At 60.3% G+C, this 24,175-nt stretch carries 19 protein-coding genes and 2 tRNA genes; 4 read left to right on the top strand and 17 right to left on the bottom strand.

The genetic code is table 11. The features are described from left to right. The first annotated feature begins 131 nt into the window (after positions 1–131). Positions 132–848, top strand: coding sequence for a 2OG-Fe(II) oxygenase family protein (locus LVD12_RS14825; RefSeq protein ID WP_237068503.1), 717 nt, complete (start codon positions 132–134; stop codon positions 846–848). A gap of 18 nt (positions 849–866) precedes the next feature. On the opposite strand, the gene rlmB is transcribed toward LVD12_RS14825, so the two are convergent. Both rlmB and rnr read right to left on the bottom strand, forming a co-directional pair. Then, a complete protein-coding gene (gene rlmB, locus LVD12_RS14820) occupies positions 867–1,628 on the bottom strand; it encodes a 23S rRNA (guanosine(2251)-2'-O)-methyltransferase RlmB (protein WP_237068502.1) in 762 nt (253 codons plus the stop codon). 3 nt (positions 1,629–1,631) lie between these two features. Continuing rightward, entirely contained in the window at positions 1,632–4,349 is a 2,718-nt protein-coding gene (rnr, locus tag LVD12_RS14815; RefSeq protein ID WP_237068501.1) for a ribonuclease R, read from the bottom strand. Positions 4,350–4,610: 261 nt separating this feature from the next. Between rnr and LVD12_RS14810 the strand changes: the two genes are divergently transcribed. After that, positions 4,611–4,697 (top strand) — tRNA-Leu (locus LVD12_RS14810). Between the two features lie 180 nt (positions 4,698–4,877). Then, positions 4,878–4,964 (top strand) — tRNA-Leu (locus LVD12_RS14805). A 60-nt stretch (positions 4,965–5,024) separates the two neighbouring features. On the opposite strand, the gene ppc is transcribed toward LVD12_RS14805, so the two are convergent. The 9 genes from ppc to LVD12_RS14760 all read right to left on the bottom strand — a co-directional run bounded on the left by ppc (position 5,025) and on the right by LVD12_RS14760 (position 15,676). After that, a complete protein-coding gene (gene ppc, locus LVD12_RS14800) occupies positions 5,025–7,688 on the bottom strand; it encodes a phosphoenolpyruvate carboxylase (protein ID WP_237068500.1) in 2,664 nt (887 codons plus the stop codon). A gap of 283 nt (positions 7,689–7,971) precedes the next feature. Beyond that, complete coding sequence (locus LVD12_RS14795) at positions 7,972–8,856, bottom strand: hypothetical protein (RefSeq protein ID WP_237068499.1); 885 nt, start codon at positions 8,854–8,856, stop codon at positions 7,972–7,974. Further along, positions 8,853–11,321, bottom strand: coding sequence for a fimbria/pilus outer membrane usher protein (locus tag LVD12_RS14790; protein WP_237068498.1), 2,469 nt, complete (start codon positions 11,319–11,321; stop codon positions 8,853–8,855). The genes LVD12_RS14795 and LVD12_RS14790 overlap by 4 nt, the downstream gene beginning before the upstream one ends. 2 nt (positions 11,322–11,323) lie before the next feature. After that, positions 11,324–12,013: a fimbrial biogenesis chaperone gene (locus LVD12_RS14785; protein ID WP_237068497.1), complete on the bottom strand. Its 690-nt coding sequence runs from the start codon at positions 12,011–12,013 to the stop codon at positions 11,324–11,326. A gap of 5 nt (positions 12,014–12,018) precedes the next feature. Further along, the gene (locus tag LVD12_RS14780; RefSeq protein WP_237068628.1) at positions 12,019–12,705 is read right to left on the bottom strand and encodes a fimbrial biogenesis chaperone; all 687 of its coding nucleotides are present in this window, start codon (positions 12,703–12,705) and stop codon (positions 12,019–12,021) included. A 58-nt stretch (positions 12,706–12,763) separates the two neighbouring features. Next, the gene (locus tag LVD12_RS14775; protein ID WP_237068496.1) at positions 12,764–13,228 is read right to left on the bottom strand and encodes a Csu type fimbrial protein; all 465 of its coding nucleotides are present in this window, start codon (positions 13,226–13,228) and stop codon (positions 12,764–12,766) included. Positions 13,229–13,701: 473 nt separating this feature from the next. Beyond that, the gene (locus LVD12_RS14770; RefSeq protein ID WP_237068495.1) at positions 13,702–14,133 is read right to left on the bottom strand and encodes a YqaA family protein; all 432 of its coding nucleotides are present in this window, start codon (positions 14,131–14,133) and stop codon (positions 13,702–13,704) included. Next, positions 14,130–14,795, bottom strand: a complete 666-nt coding sequence (locus tag LVD12_RS14765) for a gamma-glutamyl-gamma-aminobutyrate hydrolase family protein (protein ID WP_237068494.1) — start codon at positions 14,793–14,795, stop codon at positions 14,130–14,132. Before LVD12_RS14765 ends, LVD12_RS14770 begins: the two co-directional genes overlap by 4 nt. Beyond that, entirely contained in the window at positions 14,768–15,676 is a 909-nt protein-coding gene (locus tag LVD12_RS14760; RefSeq protein WP_237068493.1) for an amidoligase family protein, read from the bottom strand. Before LVD12_RS14760 ends, LVD12_RS14765 begins: the two co-directional genes overlap by 28 nt. A 226-nt stretch (positions 15,677–15,902) precedes the next feature. Between LVD12_RS14760 and LVD12_RS14755 the strand changes: the two genes are divergently transcribed. Further along, positions 15,903–16,919, top strand: a complete 1,017-nt coding sequence (locus tag LVD12_RS14755; protein ID WP_237068492.1) for a succinylglutamate desuccinylase/aspartoacylase family protein — start codon at positions 15,903–15,905, stop codon at positions 16,917–16,919. Positions 16,920–16,973: 54 nt separating this feature from the next. On the opposite strand, the gene LVD12_RS14750 is transcribed toward LVD12_RS14755, so the two are convergent. From LVD12_RS14750 to hflK, 6 genes are all read right to left on the bottom strand, one after another. Continuing rightward, entirely contained in the window at positions 16,974–18,179 is a 1,206-nt protein-coding gene (locus LVD12_RS14750) for a lytic murein transglycosylase (protein ID WP_237068491.1), read from the bottom strand. A gap of 106 nt (positions 18,180–18,285) precedes the next feature. Then, positions 18,286–18,963, bottom strand: a complete 678-nt coding sequence (gene trhA, locus LVD12_RS14745) for a PAQR family membrane homeostasis protein TrhA (RefSeq protein WP_237068490.1) — start codon at positions 18,961–18,963, stop codon at positions 18,286–18,288. A gap of 158 nt (positions 18,964–19,121) precedes the next feature. Further along, entirely contained in the window at positions 19,122–20,444 is a 1,323-nt protein-coding gene (locus LVD12_RS14740; protein WP_237068489.1) for an adenylosuccinate synthase, read from the bottom strand. A gap of 205 nt (positions 20,445–20,649) precedes the next feature. Then, complete coding sequence (locus LVD12_RS14735; protein ID WP_237068488.1) at positions 20,650–21,834, bottom strand: ATP phosphoribosyltransferase regulatory subunit; 1,185 nt, start codon at positions 21,832–21,834, stop codon at positions 20,650–20,652. 218 nt (positions 21,835–22,052) lie between these two features. Further along, positions 22,053–22,928 carry a protease modulator HflC gene (gene hflC / locus LVD12_RS14730; protein ID WP_237068487.1) on the bottom strand — a complete coding sequence of 292 codons (876 nt, stop codon included), beginning with the start codon at positions 22,926–22,928 and terminating at the stop codon, positions 22,053–22,055. A gap of 10 nt (positions 22,929–22,938) precedes the next feature. Next, positions 22,939–24,090, bottom strand: coding sequence for an FtsH protease activity modulator HflK (gene hflK, locus LVD12_RS14725; RefSeq protein WP_237068486.1), 1,152 nt, complete (start codon positions 24,088–24,090; stop codon positions 22,939–22,941). Positions 24,091–24,175: the final 85 nt, after the last annotated feature.

The raw sequence follows: 24,175 nt of genomic DNA, 5'->3' as shown, positions 1-24,175 counted from the left end.
TCCGCACCTACGACAGAGCCACCGGCCACTCCCAAACTATAGCGATCGGCCCGCAGGGATTGCGGCTCCGCCTGACTCGCTCGTCACAACCAGACAGGCACAAAGCCCGCCGACACAACGCTGGAGTGACCATGGACCCACTGATTGTCCAGTTCGAGGACGCCCTGCCCGCGCACGACTGCCAGCAGCTGATTCAGCGCTTCCGCAACGCACCGCGGAAACAGGCCGGCCGCACAGGCTCCGGTGTGGACCTGCGCAAGAAAAACAGCTCCGACCTGACGATCTCTGCACTGGAGGATTGGCGCGATGCCTGCGAGGCGATCGACGCCTTGCTATGGCGGGCTCTGGCCGCCTACTGCCGGCGCTACCCGCACATGGTGACCGGGGCGCTGTCGCCGAGCCTGCACGATCCGGCCAGCGACCGCTCGCGGACGCTACACAGTGAGGATATCGAAAGATTGGATGACACCCACCTTCAGCACCTGCTGACTGGCATCTATCGGCTCGACGGGATCAACATGCAGCACTACCGGCAAGCCGAGGGTGGCTACCACCACTGGCACTCGGAGCACTTTCCCCACCCCAGTGACCCGGAACAGCACTCCCTGCACCGGGTACTGCTGTGGCTGCTCTACCTGAACGACGTGGAAGAAGGCGGTGAGACCGAGTTTTTCTACCAGGGGGCAAAGATCCGGCCAAGGCAGGGCAGCCTGATCCTGGCACCCTGCGGCTTTACCCATACCCACCGCGGCAACGTGCCACGTTCTGGCGATAAGTACGTGCTCACTTCCTGGGTGCTGTACCGTCCCGCCGCTAACCTCTATGCCCCGGCAGGCACGCCTCGGTAGCGCCGGGAATGGCAGAAGTCAGCTGCCTGCACCCCGCTGGCGCACTGCCTCGAACAGACACACCCCGGTGGCCACCGAGACATTGAGGCTGCTCACTTCACCGGCCATGGGGATCTTGATCAGGTGGTCGCAGTGCTCGCGGGTCAGGCGGCGCAGGCCGCTGCCCTCGGCACCCATCACCAGCGCCAGCGGACCGGTCAGCTGACTCTGGTAAATATCGTGCTCCGCCTCACCGGCGGCACCGAAAATCCATACCCCCGCCTGCTGCAGTTTCTGCAGCGCCCGCGCCAGGTTGGTAACTGTAACGAACGGCAACACTTCGGCGGCACCGCATGCCACCTTGCGGGCCGTGGGTGTCAGTCCGGCGGACTTGTCCTTGGGAGCGATGACGGCGTGCACGCCGGCGGCTTCCGCCGAGCGCAGGCAGGCACCCAGGTTATGGGGATCGGTGACGCCGTCGAGCACCAGCAGGAACGGCGGCTCGCCACGCCCATCCAGCTGCTCCAGCAGCTCCTGCAGGAATCGCTCGTCGTAGACCCGGGTCTGGGCGGCGCAGACAGCCACTGCCCCCTGGTGATTGCCCTCGTCGCCAACCCTGTCGTCGAGGACCCGGCGATCCACGAAGGTGACGGCAATGCCGTTCTTTTCGGCCTGCGCCAGGATCTTCTGCAGCCGCTGGTCGCGGCGACCACGCAGCAGCATCAGCTGCTGCACCTGCTGGGGGGAGCTCTTCAACAGGGCCTGCACCGCGTGCAGGCCGTAGACCAGTTCTTCCGACACGGCTTATTTCTTCTTGCTCTTGGGGGCGCCCTTGCGGGCCGGTTTTTTCTTGCCCTTGAAGGACTTTTTCTTCCCTTTCTTGGCATTTTCAGCTTTTTGCGCCGCCTTGCGGGCGGCGACGGCGGGTCGCTTGCCTCCCTTGCGCGGCGGGGTACGCTTGGGCCCACGGCGACGTCTGGGCGCCTCGCCATCTCCCTCGTGTCCCTCAACCACGGCACCGGGATCCGCCGGCCGCCGGGGCTCGGAAGCCACCGGCACGGACTGCTCCGAGCCCACCTTGCGCTTGCGGTAGGGCGTCTCGCCGGGGGCAGTCTGTGGGCGCTGCTTCCACGGCGACGGCGCGGCCCCCTTCTCACCCGTCACGGCTTTCTTGTTTTTGCCCCGGCGCGCCCGCTCCTGCTGGTGCTCTACCGCCATTTCCATGGCGCGTGTACTAACACTGGTCTTCTCCCGCTTGGGGCGGGGCAATACCGTCTCCAGCAGGAAGTCCACCTTACGCTCATCCAGGTCCACGCGGGCAACCTGCACCATTACCGGATCGCCCAGGTGGTAGCGCGCGCCGCTGCGTTCACCGACCAGGCGCTGGTGGGCCTGCTCGAAGCGGTAGTAGTCCTTGGGCAGGGAACTGACATGTACCAGCCCCTCCACGTAGAAGTCGTTGAGCTCCACGAACAGGCCGAACCCGGTCACCGCACTGATAACACCGGGGTAGGTCTCCCCCACGTGCTCCTGCAGGTACTCACACTTGAGCCAGCTGACCACGTCGCGGGTGGCATCGTCGGCGCGGCGCTCGGTCATCGAGCAGTGCTCTCCCAGCTGCACCATGGCAGCCATTTCATAGGGCAGGATGCGCTCGCGGGGAATCGCCTCCGCGCCCGGCACCATATGCACCTTCTTGGCCACCGGGCGCTCGTTGGCGCTGCCGCTGCGAATCAGCCAGCGCAGGGCGCGGTGCAGCAGCAGGTCGGGATAGCGTCGGATCGGCGAGGTAAAGTGCGCATAGGCGTCGTAATCGAGGCCGAAATGGCCACGGTTCTCCGGCTGGTAAACGGCCTGGTTCATTGAGCGCAGCAGCATCATCTGGATGATGTGCGCGTCGGGCCGCCCCTCCACCTGGTCGAGCAACAGCTGGAAATCCATCGGCTGCGGCTCCGCACCGCCGGGCAGGCGCAGGCCCAGTTCACCCAGGTACTCGCGCAGGTTGCTGAGCTTCTCCTCCTTGGGTACATCGTGCACACGATAGAGGGCCGGCACTTCCGACAACTCCATCAGCTTGGCCGCACAGACGTTGGCAGCCAGCATGCACTCTTCAATCAGCTTGTGGGCATCATTGCGCTGCACCGGCACGATACGCTCGATCTTGCGCTGATCGTCGAAGATGATGCGGGTCTCGGTGCTTTCAAAATCGATGGCGCCACGGCGGTCGCGGGCGCCACGCAGGGCCCGGTAGAGATCGTGCAGGTTATCCAGGTGCGGCACCAGGGCCGCATACTGCTTGCGCATGCCGCTGTTGCGGTCACCCCGCTCGGTGATTATCTGCCCCACCTTGGTATAGGTAAGCCTCGCGTGACTCCGCATTACCCCTTCGAAAAAGCGGTAATCACGGATATTGCCCGAATCGTCGATGTGCATTTCGCACACCATGCACAGGCGGTCCACCTCCGGGTTCAGCGAACAGAGACCATTGGAGAGTTTCTCCGGCAACATGGGCACGACAAAGTCGGGGAAATACACCGAGTTGCCGCGACTGTGAGCCTCCTCGTCCAGGGCGCTGCCGGGGCGTACGTAGTGGGAAACATCGGCGATGGCTACCAGTAGCTTCCAGCTGCCGTCACCAAGCGCCTCACAGAAGACCGCGTCGTCAAAATCCCGGGCGTCTTCACCGTCGATGGTGACCAGCGGCAACTTGCGCAGGTCGACCCGGCCCTTCTTGTCTTCTTCGCGCACTTCATCGGGAATGGTCTCCGTCTCTGCCAGTACTGCCGCCGGCCACTCATGGGGAATGCCGTAATTGCGGATGGCGACGTCGATCTCCATGCCCGGGGCCAGATGGTCCCCCAGCACTTCGACCACCTCGCCCTGGGGCAGGACATCCCGGCCCGGTTGCTGGGTGATATTGACCACCACATACTGACCGTGGCCGGCACCGGCAGATTTTTCCTCCGTGACCAGCACATCCAGGTTGATGCGCGGGTTTTCCGGGCGCACGAAACAGATACCGTTCTCGCGGTAGAGCCGGCCGGCCAGCTGCTGGGTGTTGTGCTTAATCACGCGGATCACCGCACCCTCGCGCTTACCGCGGAAGCCGCCAGGGGTTTCCCGCACCAACACCTCGTCACCATCGAAGACCTTGCGCATCTGGCGATGGGACAGGAACAGGTCGTCGCCGCCATCCCGGGGCGAGACGAAGCCAAAGCCGTCCCGGTGGCCGATGACACGGCCGCGCACGATATTCATCTTGTCGAGCACGCCAAAGTCGCCGGCGCGGTTACTGGCAATTTCGCCATCCCGGGACATGGCAATCAGGCGCCGGCGGACACCCTCGCGGCGGTCCTCGTCATCGATGTCGAGCGCATCGGCGACGGCCTCCCAGGACACCGGTCCCGGCTGCTGCTCGAGCAGCTTCAGCAGGAACTCGCGGCTGGGGACCGGCTTGTCATACTTTTCCGCCTCGCTGGCCGCGTGCGGATCATCACTTATCTGGATTTTCTTCTGAGTCAAAACAGCTTCCGTTGTCTGGGGCAGTCGCCCCTCTCTTGGCGACTCCCGGGGTCACCCGGGGAGTTTGGGAAGCGCGACGGAGGTTGTCATTGGCCGGAACAGAACGCCGGCGTGCAGGTCGCGCAATTGCAGGGATTATAAGCGATTTAAGACCAGATCCCGACCGCCGTTTCCGATGTTGAATTTCGCGCAACAAAACCGTTGACACTGCCAGGGCAAATCTCTATAGTTCGCGCTCCTCAACGGAGCACACCGTTGAATGCCCAGGTGGCGGAATTGGTAGACGCGCTAGCTTCAGGTGCTAGTGACCGCAAGGTCGTGGAAGTTCAAGTCTTCTCCTGGGCACCAATTCCCAAAAAGGCCGACTCGCAAGAGTCGGCCTTTTTTCGTTGTGGCCGACCTGCGCAAGCCCCTGGCCTCGCCCTGGCCAGCCGACCGACAGGACAGCCCCGGCCAGTCACAGACAGCATTGACACGCTCGGGAAAATCTCTATAGTGCGCGTCCTCAGCCGCACACAGCGCTGAATTGCCCAGGTGGCGGAATTGGTAGACGCGCTAGCTTCAGGTGCTAGTGACCGCAAGGTCGTGGAAGTTCAAGTCTTCTCCTGGGCACCAATTCCCAAAAAGGCCGACTCGCTAGAGTCGGCCTTTTTCGTTTGCGCGCCCGCCATGGTGTCAGCCGGTATTGCGCATCCCCGCAGCGATACCGGCGATGGTCACCATCAATGCGCTTTCCAGTGTTTCGTCAGAGCCCCGTTCGCGCAGGCGCGCCATCAACTCCGCCTGCAGCAAGTGCAGCGGGTCCGTGTAGGGATCACGCACGCGGATCGACCAGCGCATCACCGGATTGTTGTCCAGCAGGCTCTCACGGCCGGTCAGTTGCTGCAGAGCATCGACGGTATTGGCGAGGCGCTCGCGCAGGGCCTGGCCGAGACGCACCAGTTCTGCATCACTCGTCAGCCGCTCCTCGTACCAGGACGCGACCCGGGTATCGGCCTTGGCCAGCACCATCTCCAGCATATCAACCACGCCCTGGAAGAATGGCCACTGCGCATTCATCGCACGCAGGGCACCGGTATCGGCAGAACTTGCCAGCGCCTTTTCCAGCGCCGCACCGGTGCCCAGCCACGCCGGCAACATCAGGCGGATCTGCGTCCAGGCAAACACCCAGGGAATGGCGCGCAGGGTCTCCACTCCGCCGCCGGGCTTGCGCCGCGCCGGGCGGCTGCCCAGGGCCAGGCGACTCAGCTCGGTCTCGGGCGTCACGGTGCGCAGATAGGCCACCAGCGCCGGGTCATCGCGCACCACTTCCCGATACCCCGCCACCGACACCTCTGTCAGCCGGTCCATTTCCGCACGCCATTCCGGGCGCGGTTCCGCCGGCGGCATCAGCGTCGCCTCAAGAGTTGCCGCGACGTATTGCTCCAGGTTGTACGCCGCCACCGACGGCCGCCCGTATTTGAAGCGGATCATCTCCCCCTGTTCGGTGACCCGGATACGTCCGGCCACCGAGCCCGGTGGTTGCGACAGCAGGGCCATGCGGGTGGGGGAACCACCCCGGGAGATGGAACCGCCACGGCCATGAAACAGGGTCAGCGGAATACCGTGCTCGCGGAATATGGCGGTGAGCCGCTCCTGGGCACGAAACTGTGCCCAGGCGGCCCCCAGAAAGCCGGCATCCTTGGCCGAATCGGAGTAGCCGATCATCACTTCCTGCCCGCTGGACACCCGCTCGCGGTACAGCGGAATCTGCAGCAGCGCGCCCATGGTGTCGGCGGCGTTGTCCAGGTCATCGAGGGTTTCGAACAGCGGCACCACCCGCATCGGCTCGCGCACACCCGCGATCTTCTGCAGCAGCATCACCGCCAGCACGTCGGAGGAGGCCCTGGCCATGGAGATCACGTAGGCTCCGAGCCCCTCGGGCCCCTGCTCGGCAATCACTGCGCAGGTCGCCAGCACTTCCCGGACCTCTTCGTCACAGAAGTCGCTGCGGTAAAATGCCTCATCCACCAGCGGCCTGCGGCCCTCCAGTTCGGTGAGTAAAAACTGCTGCTTTTGCGCTTCGTCCCATTCGGCGTAACTGCCCAGTCCCAGGTAACGGGAAATAGCATCCAGCGCTGACGCATGGCGCGTGGATTCCTGGCGGATGTCGAGCCGCAACAGCGTGATCCCAAAGCAATTGAGCCGGCGCAGGGTGTCCTTCAGCTGCCCGTCGGCGATGGCAGCGAGGCCCACCGCACGCAGCGAACGATCGATCATGTGCAACTCAGTAGCGAGCTGATTACTCCTGGTGTAGCTCTCACCTTCCGGTTCCGGCTCACGATGTACCCGCGCTTCCATCTGGGCGCGGGTGGTCCGCAGCCGATCCCGCACCTGTCGCAGCAGCAGCCGGTAGGGTTCATGGCTGGGGCCGGTCCGCGCCAGCAGCTCATCGCTGGCCCGGTGCATGGAGAGATCGGCGAGCAGGTTTTCCACATCGCGCAGGTAGAGATCCGCTGCCATCCAGCGGGCGAGGGTCAGTACTTCCCGCGTGACGGCGGCGGTGACATTCGGGTTGCCGTCGCGATCGCCACCCATCCAGGAAGCAAAACGGGTGGGCACCCAGTCCGCCGGCAGCGGCTCGAGACCGGCAAGCGCCAGCTCATTTTCGATATCGCGCATGCCCTGCGGCACTGCTCGCCACAGGGACTGCTCGATGGTGGCGAAACCCCACTTGGCCTCATCCACCGGTGTCGGCCGCTCACGGCGGATTTCATCGGTGCTCCAGGCAGACAAAATCTGCTCCCGCAGGTGCCGGCGCAGCTCCTGCACTTCCTCGTCATTGAGATCGGGGCGGTCGATATCCGTGAGGAGATCGGCGATCTGGTCGTACTTGCGTATCAGGGTGCGGCGGGTGACTTCCGTGGGATGGGCCGTGAGGACCAGCTCTACGGACAGGTCCTGTAGGACCGAGCGAATGGTGTCTGGTGGAATGCCGACACTTTTCAGTTCTGCCAGCACCTGACGCAGGCCGCGGTCGGTGTCGGGATCGCCGGGAAAACGCTGATGGTGACGATGCAGGCGCTCACGGTGGCGCTGCTCGGCGATATTGGCCAGGTTGAGAAACTGGCTGAAAGCGCGGGCCACTTCCAGCAGCGTGTCGTCGTCGAGCGGATCCAGCAGTTCGCGCAGGCGCCCTACCTGCATTTCCCCCTGTCCCCGGCTCTCGACGGCCGCCTGGCGGATGGTTTCCACCGTATCGAACAGAGGCTCCCCGGCCTGCTGTTTCAGCACCTGTCCAAGCTCCTCCCCCAGCAGCCGGACATCCTCACGTAACGGGGCATTTTGATCGGCACTCACACGCTCTCCCTCCGTGAAATTCTGAGTGCACACATCATCCCATTTTTTCTAGCGAAGACCCAGTGAGCGTTTCAGGTGAAACCATCACTTCCTCATGGGAGCCTGTTCAGAAGCAGAGATTTTCCGGAATAACCATGGGGATACGGACGCGATGAAACGGTACTTTTTGCAATACCCACCGCCCCAGACCACCATTCAGAGAAATAGCGGTTTGAGCAATACAGACCACGCGAAACAAATGACAATGTAAGCGTGAGAGGATATGGATTGATTTCTTACTGGATCATTCCAGTAATGTGACAGTGACCCGCAGGGTGTCGCGATACTTCCCCGCAATACGCCCCTTTGTTTCGCCGATTTGCACACTGATGTTACGCAACTCACGGCCGTTGTTTGGCGCAGGAAAGCTTCGACTGTCCTTGCCAGATTGCAGGGACAGCTTTTGCCCATCCAACCAGGCACTATAGGGAATGCTCGTGTTTTCTCCCCTGAGAGAGACATGCTGTAACTGTCCATAATTCTCAGAGGCAACAGCGAGACTGTAAGCTCCGTTGGCCCGCACCGCCAGCAAAGCGGAGAGTGATTCACCGGTTTCCAGCTCGCCAAAGTTCATGCCGGCCCCCCGGCCCAACTGACCTTCTGCGTTGCCAGCCAACTGGAGGTTTGCCTGTGGAGCCACCCTTGCAGCCAGTTGAAAGTCAATATCACGCACCAGCTGGCCGTTAGAAAAGACACGCAAAACGAAGGCATTGCGATAATCTCCGACTCTTCGCGCCTGTCCAACCGGAAATCTGACAGCGAGATCCACCATGTAGCCCTTTGAGACTCGCTCAAAATTGAGCCAGCGCTGTTCACTTCCGTTCATCGGGATAAACCGGTCACCCCGGTCATGGAAGCTCAACTTGAGCGGCTGACCGGGGCCTTGCAGCTGTGCCCCGGAGCCCGGCAGCAGGGCGATTCCAAAGCGGCACCTGCCGCTCGCACCAATCGTCAGGCGCAGGGGACTGACTTCATCGCGGCTCGCAAATGGGTAGTAGACCAGACCCGTGGGACCTTCGAGCGAAATGGAGGAAACACGACAGCTTTCAACTTCAACTTCCGAGGCGTGGACAACCGTGGCCAGGGGTATCAGCAAACAGCCAAGCAGCCAAAAAGAGAACCTGCTCATAGTGATATCTGCTCCCTGATTACGCCCAGTTCAAGGATTCCTTTTGCACCCTCCTCGACCTTGAAGTGCACACCGCTCCCCTCACGATCCGGAAAGACGATTTTATACTCGCCTGGCGCCAGCCCCTGGGCCACAAAACGGCCGCGCTTGTTGGTAAATGTCTTGACCGGGGCAAACTCTCTCCCGTCCGTTGGGGTAATATTACCGACTGTCATGCCGACGGGAGAGCCCCGACTATCGAGGACTTCACCGACCACCGTGATGGACGCTTCCGATCCGGCGGTGTAAGCCACCCCTGAGCGATAGTAAGGAAAAGTATTGCCTTCGATATCGCCCATGTCATAGCCATACGGCGGACTCTCCGGTTCCCAGCGCACCCGCCGTAGCACGTAGCTGTTAACGGTAGGCACGACAGCAGGACCAAACCCATCCGCGATAGCCACGTGCCCTCCCTGACGCTCATCTACCAAAATTCGACTGCCATCCAACGTATCGTGCCGACGGACCATGATGAACGAATCATTGATCGGGCGACCCACCCCCAGACTTCCATCGGCATAGGCCAGGCTTGAACCAACCCTGAGCGTAGATACTTGTGCTGGCTCCTGCTCTATATCGGTAAATTCTGTATAGCGATGATCCAGCCCAAGCTGGAAACGGTTCCCCTGATACAGGGCATCCATGTTGGCTTGATAAGTATCTATATCCGAGCGCAGGGCTAAGCCACCAGAAAAGTCACCCACAGTACTATTCTGAAAACGCCCAAATGCGAGCTCTCCAGTTTCATCAAAGCTATCCCACTGTGCAGTGGCTACCTGGCGATCACCAAGGGGGGCTGAAATCCTGACCAAACCCCGGATAGCATCATCTTCCAAGATTTCCTGTTCAAGCCTCAGCGAAATATTGAAGGGCCCAAAATTTCTGGCTATGTCGAAGCTGTAGACCTCCTCTATAGGAGCCTCAGGGAAAAACGTTTCTGCGTGGCGCGCACTGGCGCTGAGGTAAGTTCCAAAAGGACCGGGGGCGGAATATCGGGCACGAAGTTCCGACTTGTACTGCGCATTTTGCGTCTCTTGCCCAAGGTAGGTGTATGTGTCGTCACGGGTAACAGCAACAACGTCTAGTTCGTGCAGTCGGGTTCCCCCGAGCAAGAAATCATAAGACCAGCGCAACGAAGCCGCCATGCCCCGCCCCAACCCCTCAAGTTCACTGGAACTAAGATCAGCCGCCAGAATGCCCGCTGGCGTGCTGAGAGATAACTCTCCGCCTGCAATTTGCTGGAACTCCGTCGCCTGGTAGCTTCCCCCCAGAGTCAGATAATCCGTCACACCAAGGCGGTAGAAACCGGAAAATGCAGGCGCATCATAGTCATATTCTATGCCTGGATTACCCTCAAGGGTGCGCTGATAGCCTGCGTTTAATGAAAATTCGCTAACCCCCTTCTTGAGCAGGGTTGGATCTGAGAACAACGAGAACTCAACCCTTCTCTGATTGCCTGCGCCATCGGTAATCAATAACGCCACTTCATTGACGCCCGCATTGATTGCAAAATCACTCAGGTCATATCGACCAGGATCGAGGCGCAACGTATTCTGGTACAAACCATTAAGATAGATCTCGACAGTAGACCGCTGTGTCACTGTAAAGCTTCGGCTTCCTGTGGGAGCAATATTCTTCAGCGGTTGTATATCGGAATAAGCCCTTTCCACTGACAGACCCAGCAAGGGCGGGGCAACCTGAAACTCTGTGCCTCGATAGAAAACGTCACCTACTGAATACCTCACTGCCCGCTCAATATCGTCGTGTAACAACCGCACTTCGCCGCGTTGCCACCGATTCCCACCGGCCAGGACGGAATCCTGATAGGCACTACCCTCAAGCAGAAGCCTGGGATTTCCCCATAGCTGAACCGCCCCATCCACATTGATCAGCGTAGCGCGGCGATCACCCTCCTCTAAAGAGTCATCCCAACGATACTCTTCTTGAAGGTTGATAGTGACGTAAGCGGTGCGGCCCGGCAATTCATAATTGCTGAGGTTGTTGTAATCAACAATTTCCCGACGAAGCGACAGCTCGCGCGTATGCCTGCGGGAATCGGCAAGCTCAATTTTTATCTCCAGGGTTGCCGGATCGAAGAAGATATCCACGAATTCTTCGATGTATGCACCGACAGGAATAGCGCCTTCATCCGCACGGTTGGCAATTCTATCGATCACATCCGCGTCAAAATGACCATTGGCGAATTCAAGCCAACTTTGTTTATCGATGCTATACAGCGATGTCCCAGTAACACCCGCGCTCAGGCTTCCAACAATCTCTCCATCTATTGAGGCAGGCAGATTCACATGGATGATTTTGGACTCGACATCCTCATCCGGGCTTTCGATCGCCCCAAGAGCTCCCAGGGGAAAGGCTATTGATCCAATAACTAGCAACCAGAGAATGAAGGGGACGAACCGCACCACAATTACTCCTTCCGCACCAATTGCGCACCCTGCAAGCCCTCGGCACCAATTCCGATCAGCCGCAGAGGAACAGATACTGTCTGTCCCGGCAATATCGCATCCCTGTTGATCAATCGAGCGAACTGCAGCCCATCAAATACCTGCAGTTCTCCTCCACTATCGAAAGTCACTTGATAATTCGAGAGCAGGGCATATTTCTCACCGGTATTGGTCAACTCCAGAGACGCACTGCCATCAATATCAGGGGGAGTGAAATCGACTTCCGGCAGCCCGCCAGCCTCTATGTGCACCGGCAGTCGCCATGAAGTCAGCAGCCGAATTTCCGCCCTTTCGGAAGCATCCCCAACTTCCAGCGCAAGCTCATCGATCGCAAGATAGTATGAAACACTTTTGGGCAGCTTCTCCCTGCCCACCCAGCTGACGACCACCTGGCGGGTTTCGCCGGCCTGTAAAAGCAGCTGCGGCGGTGAAACCTCCAGGGGAATAGCCTGCTCCTGAACCAAAGGAAAGTATGCCGAAGCGGATAATTCCAACGCCACATCCACAGACTTTGTCGAGGAAATGGTCAGTACTGCTCGCGGTGATTGCTCAATGTCGATTTCCAGGCGGGTCGGGGAGATTGATTGTGCCTGGACCTTGACGACCCCGATCAGGAAAACAGCAATGCCTAGCAGCCATATCCGCGCTGTCATACTCTTTATTCTTCACGTTGAAGTTTCGGGGCTCCCTGCACACCACCCACTTTGAATGTCCGTACTGCCCCCGGCGTTATCAGAGTCCGGCCTGCGATGTTGGCCAGCTCAAAACCGCCGACTTCATCGTTACCGAATTTCAGCCGGAGCATGTCGACATAGATAAACTCATTACCATCATTACCAATGGAAACCACGACTCCATCTTTTTCCGGACGGTAGCGAACGAGCTTTGGCTGCGAAACAAATCCTTTGCTCGTCACATGGATTGAAGCTCCCATGCGGAACACAGTCGTAACGCCGGACTTCTGTTCTCCATTGAGGCTTAGAGGCAATTCGCTGGCATATAGAGTAAAGGAGCGAGACTGTGACAGATCACCACCTACCCACTGGATGCGCACCGCCTGTGTCTTGCCCGCACGAACCACGGCTTGCGGCGGGAAAACCACAAATTCGTCATCAGCTGGTGTCGCTTCTTCGCTGCCGTCCTCATTGATCTTCCGCTCCATCACTTCGAACATTACGGGAAGATCCACATTGCGGGGATTCCTCAATAACAGCGTTTCACCACCGACATCAGCGGGCAGCTCGAGCACTGTAACTGTCGGCTCAAGCGTAAAAGCCGATGCGGTTTTAGCAATCAGAGTCAGGAAGAAAATCCCTATAAAAACCCGAAGCGTTTTTTCGACCATCAAAATCCCTCTGAGGAATAATGGACGCCACGTTTACACGTGGCGCCCTTTTCTGGGTTCAATTAGGCGTTACGGAGGCGGTTATCAGGTCCCCATAGACCCCTGCGGCAACAGCAGGAGTATCGAGCGAAACCTTTAGAGTCCGCGTTTGATTGGCATTCAATACTGCAGGGAAAGTTGTAGTCTGATCTGTTGCCAGTGAAACCCCTGCATTCAGGCTTGTTCCAATAACGTAAAATTTGTAGGGAACCTCGTTACCATTGCTGACCATTTTTCCACCATTCAGTGAGGAAAATTTTACGGTTGCTGATCCACCGTAATTGCAATTGATGGTCAGTGATTCACTCCCTTGGATACTCGTGGTGGTCATATCAAGACTGTCAAAGGGTCCATTGAGAAATGCAGAAATGGTACAGCTCTTACAGAGCTCCCCTTCCAGTGGGATTTGGACACTTGGCGGAGCAGCACTCGCAGTCCCGGCAGTCAGGAGCGCGGCGGCGCCAAGGGCGATTAGATGTTTCATGAGCAATGTTCTCCTGTTACTAACAAACCTCTAGGAGGTGAAACATGCCAACGTGGCTTCCGATCGATCACAGACAGGATAAATTGCAGGACGGTGACATCAGGTAGAAAAGAAAAGAGAACAAAACTGCCAACCGGATACCTCTTTTGTCTGGTCGTTTGTATCTCTGACAGCCGCAAACCCTGCAACGCACTGAGCAAAAACCGATCAATCTTGAGTTTATCGCCTAGAGGTTTTTTGTGTGGGAAAGCAGTTAATAAAGGCGTTTACAGCGTTTTTTTCGCTAAATTCATTGGCTTGGTGAGTAGTTCAGCGCCGCATTGCTATTTTATTAATTCGATGAAAAAGCATCACACGCAGAAAAATAAAATAACGACATGAACAGGGTCTTTCACTGGCTAATTGCAACCTCACCCAGGGAACGAGTGCCCAGGTAATCAAACCTGCGCACTGGATCGTTATGCGCCGCGGAACTATATTGCCGACCAGTTTTGCAGGTAGACCACTGATAGATACCGCAGCCCCTTACCCAGCCCCACCAGCAGAATGAAAAGCCAGAGCCTGACCCGCATGATCCCCGCAATCAGGGTTAGCGCATCCCCTCCGACCGGCATCCAGGCCAGCAGTAGTGTCCAGAACCCGTATCGCTGAAACCATTCCTGCGCCCGGGCGATCTGCTTGTGGGAAAAATAGAACCAGCGGCGGTCCTGGAAGTGGAGAAGGTATCGGCCGAGGTACCAGTTAACCACTGCGCCTAGCGTGTTGCCGATAGTGGCAACGACCACCAATAACATCGGGTCGCCGCCCTCGCGCAACAGGGCAAACAGGATGACCTCGGAGTAGAACGGCAGGATGGTGGCGGCAAGGAATGCCGAAAAAAACAGGATGAGAATCTCGACAATCACCGGCTCACCCGGACCAGCCAGCGAAAAAGCGCGAACTGCGCCGGCAGATAGAATAGGTATTCGGGATGCCACTGCACACCGATGATATCGCTGCCGCGGTCACTCTCCACCGCCTGGGTGAAGTCGTCCAGGTCCCGGCCAACCAGGCGCAGTCCGGCGCCAAGCCGATGGATCGCCTGGTGATGGAGACTGTTCACGCGCAGCTTGTTGCGGCGGCAAATTCCGGCAATCGTCGAATCCTCCGTGAGAAACACCTGTTTGGTGGGCAGCAGGCCGGGACGATTGTAGGTGCGCCGGCGCATCTTGCGGATGTCGATATGCAGGTTGCCGCCATGGACCACATTGATCAACTGCGCGCCACGGCAGATTCCGAGGAGTGGCAGTTTGTGGTTCAGCGCGTATTCGATCCAGGCTATTTCGAGCTGATCGCGAGCCGGGTCTGACTTCACTTTCGCCCGTACGTCGCTCTCGTAGTGTTCGGTGCCAATGTCGTCACCGCCCCCGATAATCAAGCCATTCAGTGGTTTGCCACTCGGCCCGTGGCGCACGCTGATCCGTTCCGGAATCGCGCCGGCAAGGCGCAGGGCCAGGGCCGTGCACCACCAGCTGGGAGACCAGCGCCGGCCATTGCCGGTTACACCAATGCGCGGTCTTTCAGCCATGTGTCTACGGTGTTCAGCCACTCGGATCGGTTGAGGCCCAGCAGCCCCCCGCTGGCCGCCATGAACCGTTCGCCCAGGTCACGCAGATCTTCCGGGCGATGGGCCAACTCCTCGACCACACACCAGAGATTCCACTCCCCGGCCAGCGACCAGTCCCGCTTCTCGATCTGGCAATTCGGCAGGCGGTAGTGGAAGGCGGGCCTCGCTTTGATTTTCGGGTCTTCGACCGCCCGGAGCACACGCTCAGCATCGATCTCGGACAGGACCGGCAGCATGTCCAGTGCGCGATTTCTGGTGGCGTTGTGTTGCAGGTAGTCGCTGAAGATCTCATCCATATTGGCGCCGTCCCGCTCAATCAACTGGCGCACGTACAGCTCAGGATAGAGATCGATATAGGGGCTGACCCTGCGCGCGGGGTTCACCTGGTGTGCCTCCAGCAACCACCACTGCAGCAGCGAAAACGCACGCAGATAGGCATCCAGTGTCGCGGCATTGAGGCGCGGTAGCTCGGTATTGATATGCACCCCATAAGCCGCCAGCAGGGACTCCTCGGTCCCCACTGCCCCGGCAGCGCGCAGGCCGTCCTCCAGCTCCAGCAGCTCATCGAGGCGGGACATTGCCAGTGGTGGGCAGACGATTTCGGTGGGCACCAGGATGGCTGCGGTTTTGCTCAGGAGCTCAACCCAGTCTTCATCCTTTTTTTTGCCTGCGGTGCGCAGCAGGAAATCCCAGTCCAGCTCCACCCGGAAGTCCCCTGCCCCTGGGACATGGACCTCACGCTGCGCGGCCGACACTTGCACCACCTCGCCACCCAGGGTGTCCTGGATCGCATGAGCCGCGCTGTCGAGGTCGACTCCGGAAAACTCCAACTCAAATCCCACATGGCGTTCACTGCCGGATTCTGTCACCGTTACTGGTGTCCGGCTGAAGCACCTGTTTTCGTCTGGCATGCTCTTACCCGTTTACAATTGGCACGCTGGATATCGTTGAACACCCTAACAGAAATACCCGTCAGTCGCAGGGAGGCAAAAAATTGCAGAGAGCGGCGCCCCTATCAATGAAGTCCAGCTGAAGGCTACACTCCGGCAAAATACTGAGTCTCGAAGCATGAAAGAACCCCTAGTGATCGGCGGCGTAAGTGTCGCGCGCGGAGAGATCCGTCGCATCGACCTGCCGGTGGTCCACCTGTATACCGGCACGGAAATGGCGATCCAGGTCTATGTGCAACGGGGCACCAGACCAGGCCCGACCATGTTCGTCTGTGCGGCGCTGCATGGCGATGAACTTAACGGCATCGAGATTATCAGCCGCCTGATCCGCAGCCGGGCGCTGAAGTCCCTGCGCGGCACCCTGATCGCCGTTCCGGTGGTCAATGTCTACGGCGTACTGGAGCAGTCACGCTACCTGCCTGACCGGCGTGATCTCAACCGCTCGTTCCCCGGGTCCTCGAAGGGATCCCTCGCCGCCCGCATGGCCCATGTATTCCTCGAGGAAATCGTGTCCAAATGCGAATACGGTATCGACCTGCATACCGGTGCGATTCACCGCAGCAACCTGCCACAGATCCGCGCCGACCTCGACGCCCCGGAAACCCTGGAGATGGCACGCGCCTTTGGCGTACCGGTGCTGTTGAACAGCACCCTACGCGACGGTTCGCTGCGACAGGCCGCTGCCGACCTGGGGACCAGAATACTGCTGTACGAAGCGGGAGAGGCACTGCGTTTCGATGAGTTCTGTATCCGCGCCGGGGTCAAGGGTGTTCTCAATGTGATGCGCCACCTGAAAATGCTCCCGCAGGGGCGCAGGAAGTCGGCCATCGAACCCTTCGTTGCCCGTCGCAGTGGCTGGCTGCGGGCCAGTGAGAGTGGCATCGTCAATCACCACAAGGGACTCGGCGATCACGTGGTCAAGGGCGAGCTGCTCGCCACTATTTCCAATCTTTACGGTGAGGAGCTGGGCATAGTGGAGTGCAACGCGGACGGGATCGTGATCGGGCGCCAGAATATCCCGCTGGTGCAGGAGGGTGAGGCGATGTACCACATCGCCTACTTCCACGAGCCCCATGAAGTGGCCGATAACCTCGGTTTGCTGCAGGACAGCCTGCTGCCGGACGAAAATTTCTAGCCCATATCCATGAATGAACAAGGGCCCCGGGGGGCCCTTTCTTTTTGCTGACGCTCAGCTGCGCTTGCGTAGCTGTTCCAGCACTTCTTTGCTGGGATAGCCCTGCACCTCGACGCCGATACTCTTCTCGAATGCCTGGATCCCCTTGCGGGTCCCGGATCCGGCCTTACCATCGATTTCGCCCTCGTAAAGTCCGCGCTGCTTCAGTAGCTTCTGCACTTCTTCTACTTCCGACGTGTTAATCGGGGTGAAGGGGCGCGGCCAGTCTTTTACCAGGCCTTTACCGCCACCGATCTGGTCCGCCAGCAACCCCACCGCCGTGGCATAGCGATCGGAATTGTTGTAACGCTTGATGACAAAGAAGTTCTTCAGCATCAGGAACGCCGGCCCCTCCCGGCCGGCGGGCAACTTCAGCTCTGCCTTGTCATCCGGGCGCGGGAAAGCCTTGCCGTTGACCCGCTTCACGCCCAGCTTCTCCCACTCGCGCAGGGTGAGCTTGCCAGCGGGCAGCTTTCGTTCAGGGATGGTCACCTCATAACCCCAGGTTTCACCCTGGCGCCAACCGTTGTTGGACAGCAGGCTTGCCGCAGTGGCCAGCGCATCGGGCACCGAATTCCAGATGTCGCGTTTGCCATCACCGTCGATATCGACGGCATAGGCCTGGTAACTGGTGGGGATGAATTGCGTATGCCCCATGGCACCGGCCCAGGAGCCCACCAGGTGCTTCTCGTCGACGTCGCCACTCTGCAGGATCTTCAGCGCGGCCAGCAACTGCTGACGACCGAACTTGCTGCGCTTGGGATCGGCATAGGCGAGCGTGGCCAGGGAGCGCACCACGTTGCGGATCACCTTTTCGTTATCGAGGATGGCGCCGAAGCTCGACTCGATGGACCAGATGGCCAGGAGGACGTTGGGGCTCACCCCGAACCGCTGCTCAATCTTGTCGAGCCATGGTTGCAGCTCCTCTTTCTTTGCGCGTCCCATTCGGATCGCACGCTGCTGCACCCGGTTGTCGAAATACTGCCACACCGGTGCCTTGAACTCCGGCTGGTAACTCGCCTTGTCCAGTACCCACTGATCCGGCGAATCGATGCCGGCAAATGCGCGGTCGAAGACTTCGGGCGAGATGCCCTCCTTCAGAGCGGTCTTACGAAAATCCTGCACCCACTGTTCGAAGCCCTTGTCAGCAGCAATGGCAGGGATCGCGATGAGAAGCAGGAAAAGCAGAAACAGGGAATGGAAGCCGGGCAGCCTGTACATGTGGACTCCTTGAGGAAACACGCTCGCTCAAGGGTAGGGCGAGCGCGGGCAAAGGGAAAGTCCAATCGGCCGCCCTGTGACGGGGCGCAAAAACCGATCCCGTCGGTCAGGGAATCACGTACAGGAGCACAGCGAAGTAGTGCAGTACCGCACCGGCCAGCACACAGACATGCCAGATGGCATGGTGATAGGGCAGGCTGCGCCAGAGGTAGAAAACGATTCCCCCGGTGTAGCAGAGCCCCCCGAGAAGCAGCAATATGAGGCCTCCGGGTGCCAGGCTGTCCAACAGCGGCTTGGTGGCGGCCACCACCACCCAGCCCATCAGTGCGCTCATGGTGATCGAAAGCGCGCGATATTTCTTCAGTGGCGTGAACTGTATCACCAGCCCCATCACTGCCAGGGCCCAGATGATACCGAATAGCCACCAGCCCCAGGAGCCGAGGGAAAAGGCCGCATCACGCAGGGTCACCAGAGTGAACGGCGTATAACTGCCGGCAATCAGGAGAAAAATCGACGAATGATCCACCGTACGTAGGACCTGCTTGGCGCGGGGATCAATGGCACTGTGGTACAGGGCCGAGGCGCCAAAGCACAGGATCAGAGTAGCTGCGTAAATGGCACAGCTGACGATATGCCAAGCATCGCCGCGCAGGGCGGCAAAGGCGCAGAGCACGCCGAGACCAGCGATGGCCAGTACGGCGCCCACGCCATGGGTCACACTGTTGGCGATCTCTTCGGCGACACTGTAGCGCGGGTGATGGCTCGAATGGGAGCTGGTTGACATAGGCCCCTCACAGAAGACGACTGACAGTTGGTCACGAGTCTGTGACCAAACCTATTAATTCAGTCCCATGATCGTCGGACGGGAGCACCGGCGCAAGCTGTATGACCGACTTGGGGTTCACAAAGGAGGCCGGGCGGATGCCCGGCCAGGGGTGTGGATCAAACGCTGGGGTTGTGAATACCCATCTCGCACAGGGCTGAGGATTCGCGCACGATGGTTTCATTGCGATCCGGACCGGTGGAGATGATATCGACTGGCGCCCCTACGAGCTCCTCGATGCGGGCGATGTAATCCCGCGCTGCCTGGGGCAGTTCGGCTTCGCGACGCACGCCAAAGGTGGTGCCGCTCCAGCCGGGCATGGTCTCGTACACCGGCTCCACGCCCTCCCAGCCGGCGGCATCAAAGGGCACCGGCACTTCTTCACCGTCCTGGTTACGGTAACCGACACAGATCTTCACTTCCTTGAGCCCGTCCAGCACGTCCAGCTTGGTCAGGCACAGGCCGGAAATGCTGTTGATGCGGATCGCATGGCGCACAGCCACCGCATCGAACCAGCCGGTGCGGCGCTGCCGCCCAGTGGTGGCGCCGAACTCGTGGCCCTTCTCCCCCAGGTGCCGACCTACATCGCAGGCCAGCTCGGTCGGGAAGGGGCCGCCACCGACGCGGGTGGTGTAAGCCTTGGTGATACCGAGGACGTAGTCCAAGTAGAGCGGACCGAAACCGGAACCGGTGGCAGTGCCGCCAGCGGTGGTGTTGGACGAAGTCACGAACGGATAGGTGCCGTGGTCGATATCCAGCAGGGAGCCCTGGGCGCCCTCGAACAGGATGTGGTCGCCGCGCTCCCGGGCCTGGTGCAGCCAGTCGGCGACGTCGGTGATCATCGGCACCAGTTGGTCACGCCAGACTTTCGCCTCGGCCAGCGTATCGTCGTAGCTGACTGGATCCACCTGGTAATACTGGGTCAGGGCGAAGTTGTGGTATTCCAGCAGTTCTTTCAGCTGGGCGCAGAAATTGTCCCAGTTGCACAAGTCACCGAGGCGTAAGCCACGACGGGCCACCTTGTCCTCATAGGCCGGGCCGATGCCACGACCGGTGGTGCCGATGGCCTTGTCGCCGCGGGCTTTCTCGCGGGCCTGGTCCAGGGCCACGTGCACAGGCAGGATCAGTGGGCAGGCCGGGGACAAGCGCAGGCGTTCGCGCACCGGTACGTTCTTCGCCTCCAGCTCTCCCATCTCCTTCAGCAGGGCCTCCGGGGACAGCACCACACCGTTGCCGATCAAGCAGGTGACACTAGGGCGCAGGATACCGGAGGGAATCAGGTGCAGGACGGTCTTTTCACCATCGATCACCAGGGTGTGGCCGGCGTTATGGCCGCCCTGGAAACGCACTACCAGTGAAACTTTCTCCGTCAGCAGGTCGACGATCTTGCCCTTGCCCTCGTCACCCCACTGGGTCCCGAGCACCACTACATTCTTGCCCATTGCGTAAGTCTCTGAATCGTAAATTCCCGGAGGACAGGCCTCCGCCCTTTCCGGACCGGATGGCGGCAGACCCAGGTTGCGTCCACGGCAGCGCCGCGTTCGCGCTTCAAAAGATGAGCTGGGGAAAACGCGACGGCCGCGCCCATCGAGCGGCCCGGGGCGGCTTCAGTCCACCCCGCGAATTCCAAAATCATAGACCGAAGCCTCAGCAGCGAGGCTGGACGACCCAGTGACCATCCTGTTTCACCAGTTCCCGGTCACAGCGGGAACGCACTTCACTCTCGGCCCCATCGGGCAGCGCCGCAATAACCACCTGCCCTTCCCGGCGCAGCGCACGCACCGCCTGCCAGAGGCTATCGTCATCGCTCTCGGGTGCGAGGATAGCACCAACCTCCTCCCAGGTTTCCTGCCCCAGCTGGTTCAGTGCCACCAGGTCGGTGCTGAAGCCGGTGGCAGGGCGCTCGCGCCCGAAGACCGACCCAATGCCGTTGTAGCGGCCGCCGTTGGCGAGCGCCAGGCCATGGCCCGGCGTATAAGCCGCAAACACCAGCCCGGTCTCGTAGTCGTAGCCTCGCACTTCGCTGAGGTCGAAAAACAGTTCCACGGCAGGATAGCGCTTCGCCAGCGCATCGGCGCAGCACTGCAGGTCGGCGAGCGCGGCCGCCAGCGGTGCCGGCGCACCGACGAACACATCCCGCGCACGTGCCAGGCAGTCACTGCCGCCAGCCAGGTCCGGCAACGCGCGCAACCACCGGGCGCATTCTGGATCCCGCACATTGTCGGTGACCCAGCGGTGGATATCCGCCGCGGCCTTGCTCTGCAGCAGGGCGAACAGCGACGACTGTTGTTCGGTATCGAGGCCCGCGGCTTCGGCGAGGCTGCGGTAAATGGCGACATGACCGAGGTCCAGGTGGATCTGCTCGACACCCGCAGCCAGCAGCGTCTCCAGCATCAGGGAGATCACCTCGATATCGGCGGAGAGGCTGTCGACCCCGTAAAGCTCGGCACCGATCTGAATCGGCGCGCGGGAACCGTGCACACTGCGCGGGCGGGTGTACAGCACCTGCCCCGCATAACAGAGCCGGTTGGCACCGGCCCGCGGGAAACTGTGGGCATCGATCCGCGCCGCCTGGGGGGTAATATCGGCGCGGATACCCAATGTGCGCCCCGAAAGCTGGTCGGTCACCTTGAACGTGCTCAGGTCCACATCCCGGCCCATGCCGATCAACAGGGAATCGGTAAACTCGACCATCGGCGGGATGATCAGCTCGTAGCCCCAGCTGTGGTACAGGTCCAGCAGTCGACGGCGCAGGGTCTCGATGCTCTTGGCATCCGCGGGAAGAATTTCGGCGATGCCTTCTGGCAACATCCAGCGATCGGCTTGGCTCATGGCAATTGGTAGCTCAGGACTGTCGCGACGGTATAGACGGTATAAAGGTATCCGGTGGCGTGGGAGACCACCTCGAACCCAGGGATCGGGCCCGGCAGCCCGGCGAAAAGCCGGATCCCACACACGAAAAAACCGGGCAACGCCCGGTTTGCGCAAGTTTATCATCAAGTCCCTGCGGGACGGTAGGGGCGCGTGTCGCCACCCCCACCTGATGGGCCCTACTGCTGGCCCTGTGCATCCTTCAGGTAGCGGAAGAATTCGCTGTCCGGCTCGATCAGCAGCATGTCGGCACGATCGTTGAAGGACTCCCTGTAAGCCTTGAGGCTGCGGGTAAAGCGGTAGAACTCCGGGTCCTTGCTGAAAGCGCCGGCATAAATGGCCGCCGCCTCGGCGTCACCGGCACCGCGCAGTTCCTCGGCCTCGCGATAGGCTTCGGACTCGATCACCACCACCTGGCGGTCCGCATTGGCACGGATGCGCTCTGCAGCCTCCTCACCCTTGGCCCGGTGATCCCGCGCCTCGAGTTCGCGGCCGGCGCGCATGCGCTGGAACACGGACTCCGACACCTCCGGCGGCAGGTCGATGCGCTTCACCCGCACATCGATCACCTCCACGCCGAGGTTGGTCTTCGCCACCTCGTTCAGGTTCTTGGTGATTTCCGCCATCAGTTCGTCCCGCTGTCCGGAGACGACCTCGTGCAGGTCACGGACACCAAACTGGTTACGCAGCCGGTCGTTGATCTGCTCCGACAGCAGGCGCACGGCATTGCGCTCGTCGCCGCGGGTGGCCACGTAGTGGCGCTCGACGTCGAGAATGCGGTACTTGGCGTAGGAGTCCACCATCATGAACTTGTTTTCAGCGTTCAGCATCCGCACCGGGCTGGAGTCCACGGTCTGGATACGGGCATCGAAACGGCGCAGCTGGTGCACCAGCGGAATCTTGAAATACAGCCCAGGGGTGTAATCGCTGCGAACCACCTCACCGAAGCGCAGCAGGACTGCCTTCTCGGTTTCCTTGATCACGAAAGCACTGCTTGAAATCGCCAGCAGGGCGACCAGCAGAGCGGCAATGATGACTAGCGTTCTGTTGTTCACGTCCTACCTCCTAGCGGATGTTGCCGCCGCGGCGATTGTTGTTGGCCTCGGTGCGCAGGCGCTCCATCACGCGCTGGGAGACTTCCTCGATGACAGCCGGTGACAGTTTCTCGCCGCGCTTGCTGGCGGTGTCGGCAGTGCGCTCGGCAAGCTTGTCCAGGGGCAGGTACATCATGTTGCTGCCGCCCTCTACATCCACCATCACCTTGGAGGTGTTGCTCATCACTTCCTGCACGGTATCCAGGTAGAGGCGCTCACGGGTCACTGCCGGCGCCTGCTGGTATTCCGCCAGCAGCCTTTCAAAGCGCACGGTTTCACCGCGGGCCAGCTCGACCACCTGGGTCTTGTAGGCTTCTGCCTCCTCGAGAATCCGCTGTGCGCGACCACGGGCCACCGGGATCACCTGGTTGGCATAGGCCTGGGCCTCGTTCCTGAAGCGTACCTCGTCCTCGCGGGCCTTGGTCACGTCATCGAAGGCATCCTGTACTTCGCGCGGCGCCTTGGCGTCCGTCAGGTTGACCACATCGATCTGGATACCGGTCTGGTACAGGTCCAGGTACTCCTGCAGCCGTTGCTGTGTATCCGCGGACACCTGGGTACGGTTCTGGGAAATCACGCCATTCAGGGAGGCGGAACCCACCACGTGTCGCAGGGCACTGTCGGTCGCTTCCTGCAGACTCTTGAGCGGATCTCGCACCCGCAGCACGTAGGATTCGGCATCATCGATATGCCACTGAACCGTGAGCACCACCTCAACGATATTCGCGTCCTCGGTCAGCATCTGGCCGGTGGTCCGCTCAGTCCGCACTTCCGTCACGTTGACCTTTTCCACGTGATCGATAATGGGCGGGTTCCAGTGCAGGCCCGCGCCCTCGGTGGAATGGTATTTACCCAGGCGCAGCACAACAGCGGATTCGTTCGCGTCCACCTGATAGAAGCCCCACAGGCCGTAAAGTACGGCAACTACGATCAGCGCCGGCACCCAGGGGACCTTGCCACCGGACTCGGGGCCGGAGGAGGATGATCCGCCGCCAAAGAGGCCGTTCAGTTTCTGCTGTAGCTTTCTCAGCAGCTCGTCGAGGTCCGGCGGGCCGTCATTGCGATTACCGCCACCCCCGCCCCAGGGATCCTTGTTATTACCACCCGGCTCGTTCCAGGCCATCGAAATACTCCAACTCAGTTCATTAAGCTTTTATACGGGCCAGATTCTAGCACCGTTCGGCACCGAAATGCCGCCGCCCCGGGCG

Source organism: Microbulbifer guangxiensis (assembly GCF_021729075.1).
GTDB classification, from domain to species: domain Bacteria; phylum Pseudomonadota; class Gammaproteobacteria; order Pseudomonadales; family Cellvibrionaceae; genus Microbulbifer; species Microbulbifer guangxiensis.
This window is presented reverse-complemented; position numbering and strand designations above follow the sequence as displayed.

Coding starts and splice junctions, on each gene's coding strand:
- LVD12_RS14735 (WP_237068488.1), bottom strand. CDS start 21,834: ATGAGCCAAGCCGATCGCTGGATGTTGCCAGAAGGCATCGCCGAAATT.
- LVD12_RS14785 (WP_237068497.1), bottom strand. CDS start 12,013: ATGACAGCGCGGATATGGCTGCTAGGCATTGCTGTTTTCCTGATCGGG.
- LVD12_RS14765 (WP_237068494.1), bottom strand. CDS start 14,795: ATGGCTGAAAGACCGCGCATTGGTGTAACCGGCAATGGCCGGCGCTGG.
- LVD12_RS14740 (WP_237068489.1), bottom strand. CDS start 20,444: ATGGGCAAGAATGTAGTGGTGCTCGGGACCCAGTGGGGTGACGAGGGC.
- trhA (WP_237068490.1), bottom strand. CDS start 18,963: ATGTCAACCAGCTCCCATTCGAGCCATCACCCGCGCTACAGTGTCGCC.
- hflK (WP_237068486.1), bottom strand. CDS start 24,090: ATGGCCTGGAACGAGCCGGGTGGTAATAACAAGGATCCCTGGGGCGGG.
- LVD12_RS14750 (WP_237068491.1), bottom strand. CDS start 18,179: ATGTACAGGCTGCCCGGCTTCCATTCCCTGTTTCTGCTTTTCCTGCTT.
- LVD12_RS14775 (WP_237068496.1), bottom strand. CDS start 13,228: ATGAAACATCTAATCGCCCTTGGCGCCGCCGCGCTCCTGACTGCCGGG.
- LVD12_RS14825 (WP_237068503.1), top strand. CDS start 132: ATGGACCCACTGATTGTCCAGTTCGAGGACGCCCTGCCCGCGCACGAC.
- LVD12_RS14795 (WP_237068499.1), bottom strand. CDS start 8,856: ATGAGCAGGTTCTCTTTTTGGCTGCTTGGCTGTTTGCTGATACCCCTG.
- LVD12_RS14780 (WP_237068628.1), bottom strand. CDS start 12,705: ATGGTCGAAAAAACGCTTCGGGTTTTTATAGGGATTTTCTTCCTGACT.
- LVD12_RS14755 (WP_237068492.1), top strand. CDS start 15,903: ATGAAAGAACCCCTAGTGATCGGCGGCGTAAGTGTCGCGCGCGGAGAG.